Below are 16,472 nucleotides of genomic sequence, written 5' to 3' on the forward strand. Positions count from 1 at the left end.
ATCGAGGTGTCGGGGTCACTGTACTGGCGGCCCGTCAGGACTTCACGGCACCGGACAGCAGGTCGACCCGCCAGTACCGCTGCATGCCCAGGAACAGCGCGATCAGCGGCAGGATCGACAGCAGCGCGCCGGTGATCACCAGGGTGTACAGGGCCGGTTCGTTCGCGCCCTGCTGCAGCAGCGAGTACAGGCCCACCGTCACCGGGAACTTGTGGTCGTCGCCGAGCATGATGTACGGCAGCAGGAAGTTGTTCCAGATCGCCACGAACTGGAACAGGAACACCGTCACCAGCCCCGGCACCATCATCGGCAGCGCCACGCTCCGGAACAGCCGCCACTCCCGCGCCCCGTCCACCCGGGCCGCCTCCACCACCTCGTCCGGGATCGCCGCCTCCGCGTAGATCCGCGACAGGTAGATGCCGTACGGGGACAGGATGCTCGGCAGCAGCACCGACCAGTAGCTGTCCGCCAGGCCCGCCTTCGACATCAGCAGGTACTGCGGCACCGCCAGCGTGATCGGCGGCATCAGCACGCCCGCCAGCAGCACGTTGAACACCGCGGAGCGGCCCCGGAAGCGGTACTTGGCCAGCGCGTAGCCCGTCACGCCGGACACCGCCGCCGACAGCAGCGCGCCCGCGCCCGCGTACAGCGCCGAGTTGGCCATCCACTGCCAGTACACGCCGCCGCGGTACGAGGACAGTTCGGTCAGGTTGTCCCAGAAGCCGGAGCCCGGGGCGTAGGTGAAGGTGGTGAACAGCTCCTGGCGGCTCTTGGTCGCCGCCGTCACCACCCAGACCACCGGAACCAGGCAGTACACCGCGCCCAGCAGCAGGAGCAGGGTCGGCGTCCAGGCCGTGCGGCGCGGGGCGGGGGCGGAGCCCTTGCGGGGCAGTGCGGGGGCGGTCCGGCGGGGAGCCGGGGCGGTCGTGGTGCTCATCTCAACTGCCTCCGTTGGCACGCTTGTTGACCAGCTTCAGGAACCCGAAGGAGAGCAGCAGGGTGGCTGCTGCGATCACCACGGAGGTGGCGGCGGCGGAGTAGATGTTGCCCTGCACGAACGCGTCCCGGTACACCTTCATCAGCGGCGACCAGGTCGAACTCATCGAGTTCGTCAACGGCTTGATGGTCATCGGTTCCGCGAACACCTGCAACGTGGCGATCATCGAGAAGAAGAAGGTCAGCACCAGCGACGGCGCCACCAGCGGGATCTTGATCCGCAGCGCGATCTGCAGCTCCGAGCAGCCGTCCAGCCGGGCCGCCTCGTACAGCTCGGCCGGGAGCGCCCGCAGCGAGGTGTAGATCACGATCATGTTGAAGCCGGTGCCGCCCCACACCGCGATGTTCGCCATCGCCAGGTACAGCCCGTTGCCGTGCAGCAGGTCCGGGCCGCTCATCCCGGCCTGGGTCAGCAGGTAGTAGCCCGGGCTGACCTGCGGCAGGTACAGGAACCCCCACAGGGTGGACGCCACGATGCCCGGCACCGCGTACGGCAGGAAGATCACCAGCCGGGAGAACGCCCCGAACCGCACCCGCGGCACGTCCAGCAGCAGTGCGAAGAACAGCGCCGCGCCCAGCATCGTCGGCACCAGCAGCGCCCCGTACAGCAGCACCCGGCCGGAGCCCGACAGCAGCTCCGGGTCCGCCAGCGCCGAGGTGTAGTTCGACAGCCCCGCCCACACCTCGGTGCGGGCGTGCGAACCCAGGCCCAGGCCCTTCACCTTCACGGCGCGCAGGCTCAGGTACACCGCGAAGCCGATCGGCAGCGCGAAGAACAGGGTGAACAGCACGGTCGCCGGGCCGAGGAAGCCGTACGGCGCGAGCGAACCGCGGCGCCGGCGGGCGCGGGCGGCGGGGGGAGGGGAGGCCATGGCGGCTCCTAAGGACCTTGAGGGGTTTCGCGGGGAGGGAGGTCGGGGAGGTGAGCCCGGTCCGCCGCCGGGCGGAGCGGCGGACCGGGGGCTCGGCAGGGCGGGTCAGCCGACCTGGAAGCCGTTCTTCTTCAGGTCCTCGACGGTGGACTGCTGCATCGTCGACAGCGCCGGGCCGAAGTCGCCCTTGTCCTGGGCGGCCTTGCCGAAGGCGTCCTTGAACGCCGAGTACGCCACGTTGACGTTCGGGCCCCAGGCGGCCGGGGCGGTGCCCTTGGCGATCTCCGCGGCCCTGGCGTAGAAGTCGGGCTGGTTCGCGAAGAACTCGGGGGCCGCCGACAGCAGGCTGCCGGTCTGCGCCGAGGTGGCCGCCGGGTAGACGTTGACCTGCTGGACGAGGCCGGCCAGCGCCTCCGGGTCGGTGTTCAGCCAGGTCGCGAACTTCGCCGCGGCCTCCGCGTGGCCGGACTTCACGGCGCCGGTGGTCACGCCGGTCGCCGAGCCGCCCCAGCTGCCGGTCACCGAGGCGCCGGACTCCCACTGCGGCAGCGGGGCCATCGCCCACTTGCCCTTGGTGTCCGGGGCCGAGCTGGTCAGCACGCCCGGCGCCCACACCGCCGAGACCCAGCCGATCTGGGTGCCGTCGTTCAGGGCCTTGCTCCAGGCCGGGGTGTACATCGGCTGGTTGTCCACCGAGCCGTCCTTGACCAGGCCGGACCAGAAGTCGGCGACCTTCTTCGTCGCCGGGTCGTCGATCGCGACCTTCCAGCTCTCGCCCGAGGTGGTCCACCACTTGGCGCCCGCCTGCTGGGCCAGGCCCGCGAACAGGCCCGGGTCGTTGGCGGAGAAGGTGGTCAGCGACTTCTCCGGCGCCTTCTGCTTCAGCGTGCGGGCGGCGGCGGCGAACTCGTCCCAGGTGGTGGGGACCTTGAGGCCGTACTGCTCGAACAGGTCCTGGCGGTAGTAGAAGGCCAGCGGCGCGGTGTCCTCGGGGATCGCGTACACCGCGTCCGAGCCGAGCGTGACCTGCTTCCACACCCCGTCCGCGAACTGCGACTTCGCGCTCCCGGCCTGCTTGGCGATGTCGGCCAGCACGTCGTTGGAGACCAGGGTCGGCAGTGCCTGGTACTCGGCCTGGAGCAGGTCCGGGGCGTTGCCCGCCTTCGCCGCGGTGATGGTCTTGGTGACCAGGTCGTCGCCGCCGGCCTGCTTCAGCACGCTGACCTGGATGTCCGGGTGCGCCTTGTTCCAGATCTCGGCGACCTTGTCCATGTTCGGCGCCCAGGACCAGAACGTCAGCTTCACCGGGCCGGAGGCGGCCTTGGCGGAATCACCGGAACCGCCGTCGGACGAGCACGCGGACAGCACGAGCGTGCCGCACAGGGCGGCGGCCGCGGCGAGGGCGAGGCGACGGTGCATGGATCCTCCCGAGGATCACGGAATGTCGAGTGAGGGGGCCGGGCGGCCGGCCGCCGTGCGAGGGGGTGCGCGGCGGCCCGCCCGGGGGAGTGGTGCGGGGACTGCTCGGGCCGCGGCGGGTGGGGCAGGAGCCCGCCCCGCCGCTGTGCACGTTCACAGTACGGAAACCTGGGAGACACTTGTCAATGCCTGAGCTCGTACGGTTATCTGGGCGAGACACAACGACACCCGAAGGTGACTAGGGTGTGCACGTTCACAGTTCTTCACGAGGGAGCACACCATGGCCCACCCGAGGTACCCCCGCCCGCTCGGCCTCGACCCGCTCGCCTACGGCGGCGACTACAACCCCGAGCAGTGGCCCGAGGAGGTCTGGGCCGAGGACGTCCGCCTGATGCGCGAGGCCGGGGTCACCATGGTGAGCGTCGGGATCTTCTCCTGGGCCCTGCTCGAACCCGAGCGCGGCCAGTACGAGTTCGGCTGGCTCGACCGCCTGCTCGACCTGCTGCACGCCCACGGCATCCGCGCCGACCTGGCCACCCCCACCGTCGTCCCGCCCGCCTGGTTCTACCGCGACCACCCCGAGGCGCTGCCCGTCACCCGCGAGGGCACCCGCTACGCCTTCGGCTCCCGCGGCGCGATCTGCCACAGCTCCCCCGCCTACCAGCGCGCCGCCGTCGGGATCACCGAACAACTCGCCCGCCGCTACGGCACGCACCCCGCCGTCGCCCTCTGGCACGTCCACAACGAGTACGGCGTCCCGGTCAGCGACTGCTACTGCGAGGAGTCCGCCGCCCACTTCCGGCGCTGGCTGGGCGACCGCTACGGCACCCTCAAGGAACTCAACTCCGCCTGGGGGACGACGTTCTGGGGCCAGTGCTACACCCGCTGGGAGGACGTCCAGCCGCCCCGCCTCACCCCCACCGCGGGCAACCCCGCCCAGCAGCTCGACTACGCCCGCTTCACCAACGACGCGGTCCTCGCCAACTTCAAGCGCGAACGCGACCTGCTGCACCGCCTCGCCCCCGGCATCCCCGTCACCACCAACTTCATGACCGCCCTCAGCCAGTGCCAGTCCATGGACTACTGGGCCTGGGGCCGCGAGGTCGACCTGGTCTCCAACGACCACTACCTGGTCGCCGAGGACCCGCGCAGCCAGATCAACCTCGCCATGGCCGCCGACCTCACCCGCTCCGTCGCGGCCGGCCGCCCCTGGCTGCTGCTCGAACACTCCACCGGCGCCGTCAACTGGCAGCCCCGCAACCTCGCCAAGCGCCCCGGCGAACTCGCCCGCAACAGCCTCGCGCACGTCGCCCGCGGCTCCGAGGGCGCGATGTTCTTCCAGTGGCGGGCCTCCCGCTACGGCGCCGAGAAGTTCCACTCCGCGATGCTCCCGCACGCCGGGACCAGCAGCCGGATCTGGCGCGAAGTCGTGGCGCTGGGGCAGGAGCTGGGGTCGCTCGCGGAGATCCGCGACAGCCTGGTGCAGGCCGACGCCGCGATGCTCTGGGACTGGGAGTCCTGGTGGGCCCAGCGCCTGGAGTGGCGCCCCAGCATCGACCTGGACGCCCGCGAACGCGCCGAGTCCTGGTACACCGCCAGCTGGGACGCCCACCTCACCGTCGACTTCGCCCACCCCGAGGCCGAGCTGAGCCGCTACCCGCTGGTCGTCGTCCCCGCCCTCTACCTCACCACCGAGGCCGCCACCCACAACCTGCGCCAGTACGTCGAGAACGGCGGCGCCCTGCTGGTCTCCTGCTTCTCCGGCATCGTCGACGAGCACGACACCGTGCACCCCGGCCCGCACCCCGGCGCCCTGCGCGAGGTCCTCGGACTCACCGTCGAGGAGTTCGCCCCGCTGCGGGCCGGTGCGGACGTCCGGCTGGAGGGCACGGACGGCCGGGAGCCGCTGCGGGCCGAGGCCTGGACCGAGTACGTGCTGACCGAGGGCGCCGAGACGGTGTGGCGCTACGCCGACGGCCCCGCCGGGGGCCCCGCCGCGGGAGGGCCCGCCGTCACCCGGCACGCCCTGGGCCGCGGCCACGCCTGGTACGTCTCCGCCCGCCTCGACGGCGAGGGGCTCGCCCGGGTGCTGCGCGCCGCCGCCGCCGACGCGGGGCTGACGGAGCGCCGACTGCCGCACGACGTCGAGGTGGTGGAGCGGGTCGGCGAGCACGGCCGGTACCTCTTCGCGATCAACCACGGCGACGTCGACGTCGACCTCCCGACCACCGGGCCGGGCGTGGAACTGCTCACCGGCGCGAGCGTCTCCGACACCCTCGCCGTCCCCGCCGGACAGACCCGGGTGCTGCGGCACTGACGCGGGCTCTCCGGCGCTGACGCGGGGGGCTGCGGCACCGACGACGCGGGTGCTGCGGCACCGACCGGGTCCGGCCCGGGCCGGGAGCCGCTCCTGCTTCGGAGCACGCTCCCGGGCCGGAGCCCGCTCCCGGGCCGGAGCCCGCTCCCGGGCCGGGGTCGCCCCCTGGCCGGGGCGCCGGTCTCCGGAAACCGGGTGTGGCGGCCCGGGGTGACAGGTACAGTCCGAAACGGCCGACCGGGCGGGACACCCGCACCAACCGGCCGTTCCGGACACCGCAGCCCCCGGGGAGGGCCCTCGATGGACGACCAGCGCTGCCCGTACCGACTCGACCCGGCCGGTGCGGACCTGCACGCCGAGACCGCCGCCCTGCGCGCCGCCGGACCGGCCGCACCGATCGAACTGCCCGGCGGCGTCACCGGCTGGTCCGTCACCGACCCCGCCCTGATCCGGCGGCTGCTCACCGATCCCCGGATCTCCAAGGACGCCGCCCGGCACTGGACCGCCGACCTGGCCGGTGAGATACCCGCCGACTGGCCGCTGCGGATGTGGACCGACGTCCGCAACGCCCTCACCGCGTACGGCGACGAGCACGCCCGGCTGCGCCGCCTGATCGGCCCAGCCTTCACCGCCCGCCGGATCCGCGCCCTCGCCCCGGAGATCGAGCGGATCGCCGCCGAGCTCCTCGACCGGCTGGCCGCCCACCCGCCGGGCGAAGTCGTCGACCTGCGCGCCGAGTTCACCTGGGTCCTGCCGCTGCGGGTGGTCAACACCCTGCTCGGCGTGCCCGAGGAGATGCACGACGCGTTCCGCTCCACCATCGGCCGGCTCTTCGAGACCGGCACCGGCCCCGAGGAAGCCGTCCGCAACGCCGAAGCCGTCTACGCCCAACTCGCCCTGCTGGCCGAGGCCAAGCGCAAGGACCCCGGCGAGGACGTCACCACCGCGCTGATCCAGGCCCGCGACGAGGAGACCGGCACCGGCCTGGACGAGCGCGAACTCCTCGACAGCCTGCTGCTGCTCATCGGCGCCGGACACGAGACCACCGTCAACCTGCTCGGCAGCGCCGTCGTCCAACTCCTCGAGCACCCCGACCAGTTGGAGCAGATCCGGCAGGACCCGGCCCGCTGGCCCGACGCCGTCGAGGAGGCCCTGCGCCACCAGCCGCCGGTCGCCAACATCCTCCCGCGCTTCGCCGTCGAGGACGTCCACGACGAAGCCACCGGCCTCACCTTCGCCCGCGGCGACCTGCTGGTGGTCAACTTCCTCGCCGCCGGTCGCGACACCGCCCTGCACGGGGAGGACGCCGCCGACTACGACCACACCCGGGCCACCCGCCGCGACCACCTCTCCTTCGGCCACGGCGTCCACTACTGCCTCGGCGCCGAGCTCGCCCGCCTCGAATCCCGGATCGCCCTCACCGGGCTCTTCGGCCGCTTCCCCCGCCTCGCCCTCGCCGTCCCCGCGGCCGACCTGCGCCCCCTGCCGTCCTTCATCTCCAACGGCCCGCGCGAGCTGCCCGTCCTGTTGCACGGCCGCGACTGACCGGGACCGGCCCCGGGCGCCCGCCCGGGGCCGGATCAGTCCTTGCGGCCCGTCGCGGCGACGGTGACGCCCAGCCCGATCAGGGCGAGCCCGCCGACGCCCCCGACCAGGGAGAGCCGCTGCGGCGAACGCGCGAACCAGTCGCGGGCGGTGGCCGCGACCAGCCCCCACGCCATGTCGGACACCAGGGCGATGACGTTGAAGACCAGGCCCAGCAGCAGCATCTGCGCCGCGACGCGCCCCTGGCCGCGGTCGACGAACTGCGGCAGCACCGCGGCGAAGAACACGATGGTCTTGGGGTTGGTCACGCCGACGGTGAACCCCTCCCCGAACGTCCGCAGGCCGCTCCGCGCGGCTCCCGCCCCGCCGATCGCGGCCCGCAGCGACCCGCGCTCGCGCCACGCCCTGACGCCGAGGAACACCAGGTAGGCCGCCCCCGCCCACTTGAGCAGCGCGAAGAGCAGCACCGAGCGCTCCACCACGGCGCCCACCCCGAACGCCACGGCCGCGACCAGGGCGTACGCGCCGGTGGTGTTCCCCGCGACCGTGGTCAGCGCGGCCCGCCGCCCGTGGGCCAGGGCCCGCCCGATCACGAACAGCACGCTCGGGCCGGGGACGACGATCAGCAGGAACGACACGGCGGCGAAGGCGAGCAAGCGGTCGGTGGACACCATGGAGGTGATGCAAGCACAGGGCGGCCCGCCCGGCCAGCGGTTTTCCCCGCCCGGGCTTTGCCGAAGCTTTACCGCCTGGTCGTCAACTCCCGCCCGTCGTACCACCCTTGCCCCCGTCCGCCATCCGGGACGACTGGCCGGGGCGGGGGTCCGCGCAGTAATTTAGTTCACATCAGCTAACTATCATCACGACCTCCCAGGGGGCGGCAGGAGATGGCGGACGTGGACACCGAGAAGGACACCAGGAAACGGTGGATCGGCGCGGAGCACCCGCGCTACAAGTGGGTGGCGCTCTCGAACACCACCCTCGGCATGCTGATCGCGACGATCAACTCCTCGATCGTGCTGATCTCGCTCCCGGCGATCTTCAACGGCATCCACCTCAACCCGCTGGAGCCGGGCAACGTCAGCTACCTGCTGTGGATGCTGATGGGGTACATGCTGGTCACGGCGGTGCTGGTGGTGACGCTGGGACGGCTGGGCGACATCTGGGGCCGGGTCCGGATCTACAACGCGGGCTTCCTGATCTTCACCGTCACCTCGGTGATCCTCTCGCTCGACCCGATGGGCGGGGGCGGCGGCGCGCTCTGGCTGATCGGCTGGCGGGTGGTGCAGGCCGTCGGCGGCGCGATGCTGATGGCGAACTCCGCGGCCATCATCACCGACGCCTTCCCGGCCAGGCAGCGCGGCATGGCGCTCGGCGTCAACATGGTCGCCGCGATCGCCGGGTCCTTCATCGGCCTGGTCCTCGGCGGCGTCCTCGCCGAGTGGAACTGGCGGTCGATCTTCTGGGTCAACGTCCCGATCGGCGTCATCGGCACCGTCTGGGCCTACCGCTCGCTGCACGAGACCGGCGTCCGCCGCCCCGGGAGGATCGACTGGTGGGGCAACATCACCTTCGCCGTCGGCCTCACCGCGCTGCTCGCGGGCATCACCTACGGCATCCAGCCGTACGGCGGCCACACCATGGGCTGGACCAACCCCTGGGTGCTGGCCGGCCTGATCGGCGGCGCGGCCGTGCTGGTCGCGTTCTGCGTGATCGAGACCAAGGTCGCCGAGCCGATGTTCCCGCTGCGCCTGTTCCGCGACCCGGTGTTCGCGGGCGGCAACCTGGCGACGCTGCTGGGCTCGATCGCCCGCGGCGGCCTGCAGTTCATGCTGATCGTCTGGCTGCAGGGCATCTGGCTGCCGCTGCACGGCTACGAGTACGAGCAGACCCCGCTGTGGGCGGGCATCTACCTCGTCCCGCTGACCGTCGGCTTCCTCGCCGCCGGGCCGATCGCCGGACACCTCTCGGACCGCTTCGGCGCCCGGATGTTCGCGGCCGGCGGCCTGGTCGTGATGGCCGCCTCGTTCGCCGGACTGCTGGCCCTGCCCACCGACTTCGGGTACGTGTGGTTCGCCCTGCTGGTGTTCCTCAACGGCCTCGGCGGCGGCCTGTTCGCCGCGCCCAACACCGCGCTGGTGATGTCCAGCGTCCCGGCCGCCGACCGCGGCGCCGCCTCCGGCATGCGGGCGACCTTCCAGAACGCGGGCATGGTGCTCTCCATCGGCGTGTTCTTCTCGCTGATGGTGGCCGGCCTGGCCGGATCGCTCCCGCAGACCCTCAACGACGGCCTCACCGCCCAGGGCGTCTCGCCCGCGGACGCCCACGCAGTGGCCCAACTCCCGCCGGTCGGAACGCTGTTCGCTGCCTTCCTCGGCTACAACCCGATCCACGAACTGCTCGGCCCCCAGGTGCTCTCCGGCCTGCCCGCCTCCAACGCGCAGACCCTCACCGGACGGGAGTTCTTCCCGCACCTGATCTCCGGCCCGTTCCACGACGGCCTGATGGTGGTCTTCTCGCTCGCCATCGCGATGTCGCTGGTCGCCGCCCTGGCCTCGCTGCTGCGCGGCCGCCGAGCCGGTACCGTCGACGGCGGCCCCGAGAGCGGCGCGACCACCGTCCCGGACGGGGACGCTTCGGTCTCCCGGGGCGCAGCGTGACGTGAACGAGACGGCGGAGCAGGGGAGTTCGACGGTGGGACAGCAGCACGAGGGCGGGCTCGACCCGGCGGAGGTGGCGCGCCTGCGCCTGGTCATCGCCCGCCTGAACCGGCACCTGATGCAGGCGTCCGACCGGCAGGAGTTCACCTTCGCCCAGCAGTCCGCCCTGGCCCGGATCGAGGAGCACGGCCCGGTCCGGCTCGGCGAACTCGCCGCGCTGGAACGGGTCGCCGCCCCCTCGCTCACCCGCACCGTCGCCTCCCTGGTCGAGTCCCGCCTGGTCAACCGCGTCCCCGATCCCAACGACGGACGCTCCGCCCTGGTCGAACTCGCCCCCGAGGGCGTCGAGCTGCTGGCCCACATCCGCCGCCGCCGCTCCGAGCTGCTGGCCCGCCGCACCGCCGAACTCACCGACGAGGAGCGACGGACCCTGATGGCGGCCCTGCCCGTCCTGGAGCGCCTGGTCGCCATCGACAGCTGAACGCCCCCGCTCCGCCCCCGCCGCCCCGCCGCCCCACGGCCGCGGGGCGGCGGCGCGCGGATTCCGCTCGAAAGCGTCGTGTTCCGGGGAAGGGCGGACCCGGTCGGGCATGTGTGGGCGACCCGTTGATTCCGGCTTTCCCGTCGCCCGTCGGGAGAAGTTCCGACCGAATTTCCTCCATCCGGTGAAGCCGCTCCCAAGGGCGGGCGGCGGGCCGATCCGAACGGCCGGCCTCGCTGCGACCGTCACCACGGCGACCACGTCCAGGAGGAAATTCCCGTGCGCCCCGTCGTGCGAAGTGTCGCGATCGTGAGCAGCGCCGCCCTCACCGCCCTCACCCTCGCCGTGCCCTCCGCCGTCGCGAAGGACGCTGTTGACGCGGTCACCGCCAACGCCGCGGTCGATCCTGAGACCGCGGCCCTCGCCCCGCCGCGCGACCTCGCCGCCGCCGTCGGGGAACAGGGGCGCGGCGCCTTCGACGACGCTTTCACCGGTGTCTCCGTCGACCGGAAGAACAACCAGGTCATCGTGTACGGAACCGACGGGGCTCGGAGCAGGAAGATGACCGGCGCGGCACAGCAGAAGCACGCCGGGATCGACACCGGCCGGGTCAAGTACGTGACCGCGAAGTACTCGAGGAAGGACCTGGACGCCTCGCTCGACCGGACAACGGAGGCGGCGAGGTCCTCCGACGCCGCACACCTGGAGGTGTACGGCGCGGCCGCCGCCCCGGACGGTTCCGGCATCCCGGTCACCGCCACCGCGGGCGAGGCGCCCCAGCCGTTCACCCGGCGTTGGAACGACGGCCGCGCCTTCATCGGCGGGAACGTGCCGATCGGCGACGGCAACCCCAGCGTCGGCTCGTGGTCCTCCCTCTCGAGGGGCGGCTACACGGGGTTCACCGGCTCCGACCACCCGCAGTGGGACGCGCAGACCACCGTCACCGACTACTGCAACGGCAACGGGACGGACTCCGACGAGGCCGACCAGCCCGAGGGGAGGTGGTACGCCGTTACTTCGGCGGCGTACTCCTACGACGGGGACTCCGTCTGCCAGGACGGGGCGCGGCCCTACTACGACGGCCACGGGGTGCCCTGCGGCATCACCGGCAGCAGCACCCGCCAGGCCCGTGGCATCGTGTCGGGCGGCGAAGGCGGGACGCTGTACCGGACCGAGGCGCCGGACATCCTGGACTCGTCCTGTCCCTGCTGCTCCTGACCGCCTGCGGGCAGTGGGTGGGCGGGCAGGAGGCCCCGAACCGGCTGGCGGTGTCCGCGGGGCCGCTGGGCGAGAAGCCGGTCGGGGTGACCTTCCGGGCCTACAGCACGGAGGGCACCTTCCGCGCCTACCTGCTCGACAAGGGCGGCACCGTCATCGGCACCTCCCCCGGGGCGCTGCGGGAGGGGAGGGCGACGATCACCACGCTGTGCGACGGCACGACCTGGCAGCAGGTGCTCGACCACCAGGACTTCGAGGACCAGGTGGCGGTCGTGCTGTCCAACCCCGGGCAGCCCGACCTGATCGCGACCGGGGCGCTCCACGTCGAGGCGTACTGAGCCGGCACGGCTCAGCCGCAGTGGCCCTGGGCGTCGGCCCGGTCGTAGTCGCCCGCTGCGAACGCCTTCGCCGGGACGGTGAAGTACAGCGTCCCGGCGTCGCCCCAGGCCCAGCCGAGCTCCTCGTCCGCGGCGAGCTGGAGCAGGTGGACGTGCGGCCCGTCGGCGTCGCGGTAGGTCACCGAGCTCCCGTAGGAGGTGTCCGGCCAGCCGAACGCGCAGTGCTTCCCGGCGGTGTTCCCGTCGAAGCCGTCCATGGTGTCGAGGACGAGCGAGGCCGCGCCCCAGTGCCGGTCCGTGTCGTACTCGAGGTCGTCGTCCGCGACGTCCCAGCAGTCCGGCAGCATGGTCGAGGCGGCCGCGTGGACGGGCCGGGCCGGGTAACTGCGAGCGGGGGCGGGTGCGGGGACCTCGACGGCCCGGGCCGGGTCGGCGGGGACGACGCGGTACATCTCCGGGCTGGAGGTGTCGAGCTTCCGGTACTCCTCGTACGACACGTCCGGGTCGAGCTGGAAGAAGTTCAACAGGCCCGGGCGGGTGGGGAGTTCGGCGCCGAGCCAGGGAGCGAGCGCGTCGGTGTCGAGGACGGCGAGCAGCGACAGCGGGACGCCGTCGAGGGCGGGCCAGGGCGTCTCCGGGTCGAGCAGGGCGGGGCCGCCGAGCCGGCACCGGCCGGTGGCCGGGGCCCCGTCGGTGGCGGTCTCCAGCCGGAAGCCGCGGCGGGCCATCGCCGCGAACTGCGCTCCGGCCCGCTCCCCGAGGCGCTCGGCGCAGAGGCGGGGCAGGTCGGCGGGGTCGTGGAATTCCATGCCGACATCCTCTCAACTCCCGCTGACGACAACCCGGTCGGTGCGGCCGTCGACCGCGGGAGCGGGGTCAGGGGACGGCCGGGACGGTGGCGAAGTCCAGCGCGGTCGCACCGCCGGGGCCGTCGCAGACGAGCAGGTCCGGGTTCGGGGCGGGACCGGTGTTCCGATCAGCAAGCCTGGGCGGCGATCCCGTCCAGCACCATCTCCAGTCCCGCCGCGAACGACTCGCCCGGCGTCAGGTGGTCGGCCGAACGCATCACCTCCGCGATCGTCGGGTGCCGCCCCGCCGCCAGCACCCGCATCACGTACGGTCCCATCGCCACCTGCCAGTCGTGGTTCGAGCGCCCGTCCGCCCGTTCCGCCCGGCGCTGCGCCACCTCCACCCGCAGCCGCCCCGCCAGGTAGGCGTGGAACACCCCCGCCGCCTGCTGCACCAGGGTCGGTCGCCCGGCGAAGCCCGGCACGCCCCACAGCACGGCCAGGGCGGCCTCCCGAGCGGCCAGCGCGTTCGGGCCCAAGTGCGGCCGCCCGCCGAGCAGTTCGATGAACCACTCGTGCCGCAGCACGGCCGCCCGGTGCCGCCCGGCGAGCGTCCGCAACTCCTCCCGCCACTCCCGGGGTCCGGCCGGGGGCGGTGCCTCGTGCGGGCCGGGGGCGATCTCGGCGTAGACCGCGTCCACCATCAGCTCCAGCAGTTCGGCCTTGGTCTCCACGTACCCGTACAGCCGCATCGGGCCGACCTCCAGCACCGCCGCGACCCGCCGGATCGACACCCCCTCCAGCCCGTCCGCGTCGGCCAGTTCGACCGCGGCGCCGACGATCAGCGCCCGGCTCAGCGGCCCCGGCGTCCGCCGCTCCGGTGGCTCCGGGCGCTCCCAGACCAGGCCGGAACCGGTGCCGGGGTCGGGCTCGGAATCGTGACGGGGGGTCATGGGGGCGGTCTCCGTTCGGCGGTGCGGGGCAGTGCGGGGCGGTGCGGGCGGTGCTGCGGGAACACGATACGAGTGAGCCTGTCGATACAGTGTATCGAAGCGATACGGTGTATCGGACGGAGCGACGAAGGGGAGGACGGAAGATGACGCACACCACGGACGTGGCGATCGTCGGCGGCGGCCCGGGCGGGCTGACCCTGGCGCGGCTGCTCACCACGGGCGGCAGCGCCCGCGTGACGGTGTACGAACGCGACGGCGGGCGGACGGCCCGCACCCAGGGCGGCACGCTCGACCTGCACGCCGACACCGGGCAGCGCGCCCTGCGCGCCGCCGGGCTGACGCAGGCGTTCCGCCGCCACGCCCGGCCCGAGGGGGAGGACATGCTGCTGCTCGACCCCACCGGCACCGTGCTGCACCGCGACGACACCCCGGACGACTCGCCCGCGCTCCGCCCCGAGATCGACCGCGCCGACCTGCGCGACCTGCTGCTGGACTCCCTCCCGCCCGGCACCGTCGCCTGGGGCCGCACCCTGCGCACCGCCGTCCCGGTCCCGGCCTCCGCCCCGTCCCCGGACGGCGAAGGCAGCGGCGGCGGCTGGCAGTTGGAGTTCACCGACGGCAGCCGGGCCGAGCACCAGCTCCTGATCGGCGCCGACGGCGCCAACTCCCGGGTGCGGCCGCTGCTCACCCCCGCCGTGCCGCAGCACCTCGGCGTCAACGCGATCGAGGGCACCGTCCCCGACATCGACCGCACCCACCCCGACCTCGCCGCCGTCGTCGGCCGCGGCAGCTACTGGGTGGTCGGCGACGGCCGCTCCCTGGTCGCCCAGCGCTGCAGCGACGGCTCCGTCCGGATCGGCCTGAGCTTCTACGGCCCGGCCGACCGCGCCGCCGACTGGCTCACCACCTGCGGCATCCCGTTCGACCGCCCCGACGAGGCCCGGGCCGCGCTGCTCCCGCTGTTCGCCGACTGGACGCCCGACTGCCGCGCCCTGATCGCCGCCGCCTGCGCCGGCCCGCTCACCCCGCGCGCCCTGACCGCCCTCCCGGTCGGCCTGCGCTGGCCGCACCGCCCCGGCCTCACCCTGCTCGGCGACGCCGCCCACCTGATGCCCCCGGTCGGCCACGGCGCCAACGCCGCGATGCGCGACGCCCTGGAACTGGCCACCGCCCTCGCCGCCACCCCCGCCGACCCCGACGCCGCCCTGCGGGCCTACGAGGAGGAGATGTTCACCCGCACCGCCGGGGTCGCCGACGAGTCGGCCCGGATCCTGGCGATGATCACCTCCCCGGCGGGCGGCCCCGGCATCGCCGCGTTCTTCCGGGGCGAGACGCGGCCGGGCGCGTAACGCCGCGACCGCGCTCGGCCGGACCGGGCGCCGGTCAGGTCGTCCAGGCGGGGGTGGGGGCCGCTCCGGGTGCCGAGGGGGAGGGGGCGGTGGCGCGCAGGGCGATCTCCAGTTCGAGGCGGGTGTCGGGGGAGGCCAGGGCGGGCCCGAAGAGGCGGTGGACGCGGTGCAGCCGCTGGCGGGCGGTCTGCGGGTGGATGCCGAGGCGGGCGGCGACCTCGGGGGCGGTGCCGCGGCCGGTCTGCAGCCAGGCGAGCAGGGTGGCGGCGAGGCGCTCGCGCTGCTTGGGGGTGAGCGGGGCCAGCGGCGCCAGACGGCGTTCGGCGATCAGTCGGACCAGGGCCGGGTCGGTGAGCAGCAGCAGGTCCGCGTAGCGCTCGCGGCAGTCGACCGGGCGCTGCGGCGGTTCGGGCAGCGCGGCCCGGACCAGGCGGGCCCAGCGCAGCGACTGCGCGGCGAGGGCGGGCGGCACGGCCGGGCCGATCACGGCGCCGCGCCCGTGCAGGGCGGCCGCGAGCTGCGGGTCGGCGAGCGCGGTGGCGGGGTCGGGCAGCAGCAGGTGCGGCTGCGGGACGTCCAGCCCCGCCAGGACGCGGTCGGGCAGCCGGGCCGGGGGCGGACCGGACGGACCGGACGGACCGGACGGTCCCGGCGGGCGGGGCGCGGCGGCGGGGCGCGGGTCGAGCGAGACGGCGGCGACCTGCGCGGGCAGCGGCCAGTCCGCGAGGCGGGCGGCGGCGGCGAGTTCGGCCGGGTCGGCGCCCGCCAGCAGCAGGTCGTGCAGCCGCTGCCGGGCCCGGCCGAGCGCCCCGGCCCGGTCGGTGCGGGCGTCCACGTAGCCCTGGACGCTGGCCGCGGCCACCTCGTCGATGTGCGCGAACACCGCCTCGGCGAGGGTGACCAGTTGCTCCGCGGCCAGCCCGCGGCGGCGGGCCACCCGGGCGTACCGGCGCCAGGCGATCCGGGCACCGAGCCGGAACGCGGCCTGCAGGGCGTCCAGGCTGCGGCCCTCGGAGAGTTCGCCGCGGCCGAGCGACCGGTACACCCGCAGCTGGCGCGGGCCGGGCGAGGGCAGCCCGGCGACCCGGTCGGTGAACTCGGCGAGCGCGGTCTCCACCCCCTGCTGGATTCCGGCGCCGAATTGCCCGGAGAGCGGTCGGGAGAATTCCGGGACGGCTGACCTGATCTCCCGGATGATCTCGGACGCGAGGGATTGCTGCTCGGCTCTGAGTTCGGTGGAGAAATCACGTGGAAGCCCTTCCCACGGTCCGCCCAATTCCGCTCCTCGGGGTAGCGATAATCCGTCCGGCCGACGCCCGGCGCGAGCCGGAAGGCACCGGTGCGCGCCAGGACGGGCAAGGGGAGTATGCGTCCGGGTTACCCGCCGGTCAATAGGTTCGACGCAAGCTTGCGGGCCCGTACGACGGCCGCCGCGGGTGGAAACGCTGACGCGGATGACAGTTCCGTCGGAGGGGGGAAGGAATTCCTGGCACTTTCGGGTGGACTTTCCGGAGCCGCTTGCGCCGCGTGTTGACG

14 protein-coding genes are annotated in these 16,472 nt (G+C 73.6%); 7 read left to right on the forward strand and 7 right to left on the reverse strand.

What is annotated here, in order from left to right; translation table 11 throughout:
• Nucleotides 1-34: 34 nt before the first annotated feature.
• From QSK52_RS31225 to QSK52_RS31235, 3 genes are all read right to left on the reverse strand, one after another.
• Nucleotides 35-937, reverse strand: coding sequence for a carbohydrate ABC transporter permease (locus QSK52_RS31225; RefSeq protein ID WP_285739582.1), 903 nt, complete (start codon nucleotides 935-937; stop codon nucleotides 35-37).
• 1 nt (nucleotide 938) lies between these two features.
• Nucleotides 939-1,868 (reverse strand): carbohydrate ABC transporter permease, encoded by a 930-nt coding sequence (locus QSK52_RS31230; protein WP_285739583.1) that lies wholly within the window; start codon nucleotides 1,866-1,868, stop codon nucleotides 939-941.
• Between the two features lie 105 nt (nucleotides 1,869-1,973).
• The gene (locus QSK52_RS31235; RefSeq protein WP_285739584.1) at nucleotides 1,974-3,287 is read right to left on the reverse strand and encodes an ABC transporter substrate-binding protein; all 1,314 of its coding nucleotides are present in this window, start codon (nucleotides 3,285-3,287) and stop codon (nucleotides 1,974-1,976) included.
• 280 nt (nucleotides 3,288-3,567) lie between these two features.
• Here QSK52_RS31235 and QSK52_RS31240 point away from each other — a divergent pair, with 280 nt between their 5' ends.
• Complete coding sequence (locus QSK52_RS31240) at nucleotides 3,568-5,604, forward strand: beta-galactosidase (protein ID WP_285739585.1); 2,037 nt, start codon at nucleotides 3,568-3,570, stop codon at nucleotides 5,602-5,604.
• Nucleotides 5,605-5,904: 300 nt separating this feature from the next.
• Nucleotides 5,905-7,149 (forward strand): cytochrome P450 family protein, encoded by a 1,245-nt coding sequence (locus tag QSK52_RS31245; RefSeq protein ID WP_285739586.1) that lies wholly within the window; start codon nucleotides 5,905-5,907, stop codon nucleotides 7,147-7,149.
• A gap of 35 nt (nucleotides 7,150-7,184) precedes the next feature.
• Here the strand turns inward: QSK52_RS31245 and QSK52_RS31250 are convergent, their stop codons facing one another.
• On the reverse strand, nucleotides 7,185-7,823 hold the full coding sequence (locus QSK52_RS31250; protein WP_285739587.1) for a LysE family translocator: 639 nt from the start codon (nucleotides 7,821-7,823) through the stop codon (nucleotides 7,185-7,187).
• Between the two features lie 213 nt (nucleotides 7,824-8,036).
• Here QSK52_RS31250 and QSK52_RS31255 point away from each other — a divergent pair, with 213 nt between their 5' ends.
• The 4 genes from QSK52_RS31255 to QSK52_RS31270 all read left to right on the forward strand — a co-directional run bounded on the left by QSK52_RS31255 (nucleotide 8,037) and on the right by QSK52_RS31270 (nucleotide 11,846).
• Nucleotides 8,037-9,809, forward strand: a complete 1,773-nt coding sequence (locus QSK52_RS31255) for an MFS transporter (RefSeq protein WP_285739588.1) — start codon at nucleotides 8,037-8,039, stop codon at nucleotides 9,807-9,809.
• A gap of 34 nt (nucleotides 9,810-9,843) precedes the next feature.
• Nucleotides 9,844-10,290: a MarR family winged helix-turn-helix transcriptional regulator gene (locus QSK52_RS31260; protein WP_285739589.1), complete on the forward strand. Its 447-nt coding sequence runs from the start codon at nucleotides 9,844-9,846 to the stop codon at nucleotides 10,288-10,290.
• Nucleotides 10,291-10,599: 309 nt separating this feature from the next.
• Nucleotides 10,600-11,508 carry a hypothetical protein gene (locus QSK52_RS31265; RefSeq protein ID WP_285739590.1) on the forward strand — a complete coding sequence of 303 codons (909 nt, stop codon included), beginning with the start codon at nucleotides 10,600-10,602 and terminating at the stop codon, nucleotides 11,506-11,508.
• A gap of 17 nt (nucleotides 11,509-11,525) precedes the next feature.
• Nucleotides 11,526-11,846, forward strand: a complete 321-nt coding sequence (locus tag QSK52_RS31270) for a hypothetical protein (RefSeq protein WP_285739591.1) — start codon at nucleotides 11,526-11,528, stop codon at nucleotides 11,844-11,846.
• 11 nt (nucleotides 11,847-11,857) lie between these two features.
• Here QSK52_RS31270 and QSK52_RS31275 read toward each other — a convergent pair whose 3' ends face one another.
• Together QSK52_RS31275 and QSK52_RS31280 are read right to left on the reverse strand one after the other, a co-directional pair.
• Nucleotides 11,858-12,655 (reverse strand): DUF1963 domain-containing protein, encoded by a 798-nt coding sequence (locus QSK52_RS31275; RefSeq protein WP_285739592.1) that lies wholly within the window; start codon nucleotides 12,653-12,655, stop codon nucleotides 11,858-11,860.
• Between the two features lie 167 nt (nucleotides 12,656-12,822).
• Complete coding sequence (locus QSK52_RS31280) at nucleotides 12,823-13,587, reverse strand: TetR/AcrR family transcriptional regulator (protein WP_285739593.1); 765 nt, start codon at nucleotides 13,585-13,587, stop codon at nucleotides 12,823-12,825.
• Between the two features lie 143 nt (nucleotides 13,588-13,730).
• On the opposite strand from QSK52_RS31280, the gene QSK52_RS31285 reads away from it, so the two are divergent.
• Nucleotides 13,731-14,936, forward strand: a complete 1,206-nt coding sequence (locus tag QSK52_RS31285) for an FAD-dependent oxidoreductase (RefSeq protein WP_285739594.1) — start codon at nucleotides 13,731-13,733, stop codon at nucleotides 14,934-14,936.
• Between the two features lie 34 nt (nucleotides 14,937-14,970).
• Here QSK52_RS31285 and QSK52_RS31290 read toward each other — a convergent pair whose 3' ends face one another.
• Entirely contained in the window at nucleotides 14,971-16,053 is a 1,083-nt protein-coding gene (locus tag QSK52_RS31290; RefSeq protein ID WP_285739595.1) for a helix-turn-helix domain-containing protein, read from the reverse strand.
• Nucleotides 16,054-16,472: the final 419 nt, after the last annotated feature.

Source organism: Kitasatospora phosalacinea (assembly GCF_030268885.1).
Taxonomy (GTDB): domain Bacteria; phylum Actinomycetota; class Actinomycetes; order Streptomycetales; family Streptomycetaceae; genus Kitasatospora; species Kitasatospora phosalacinea_C.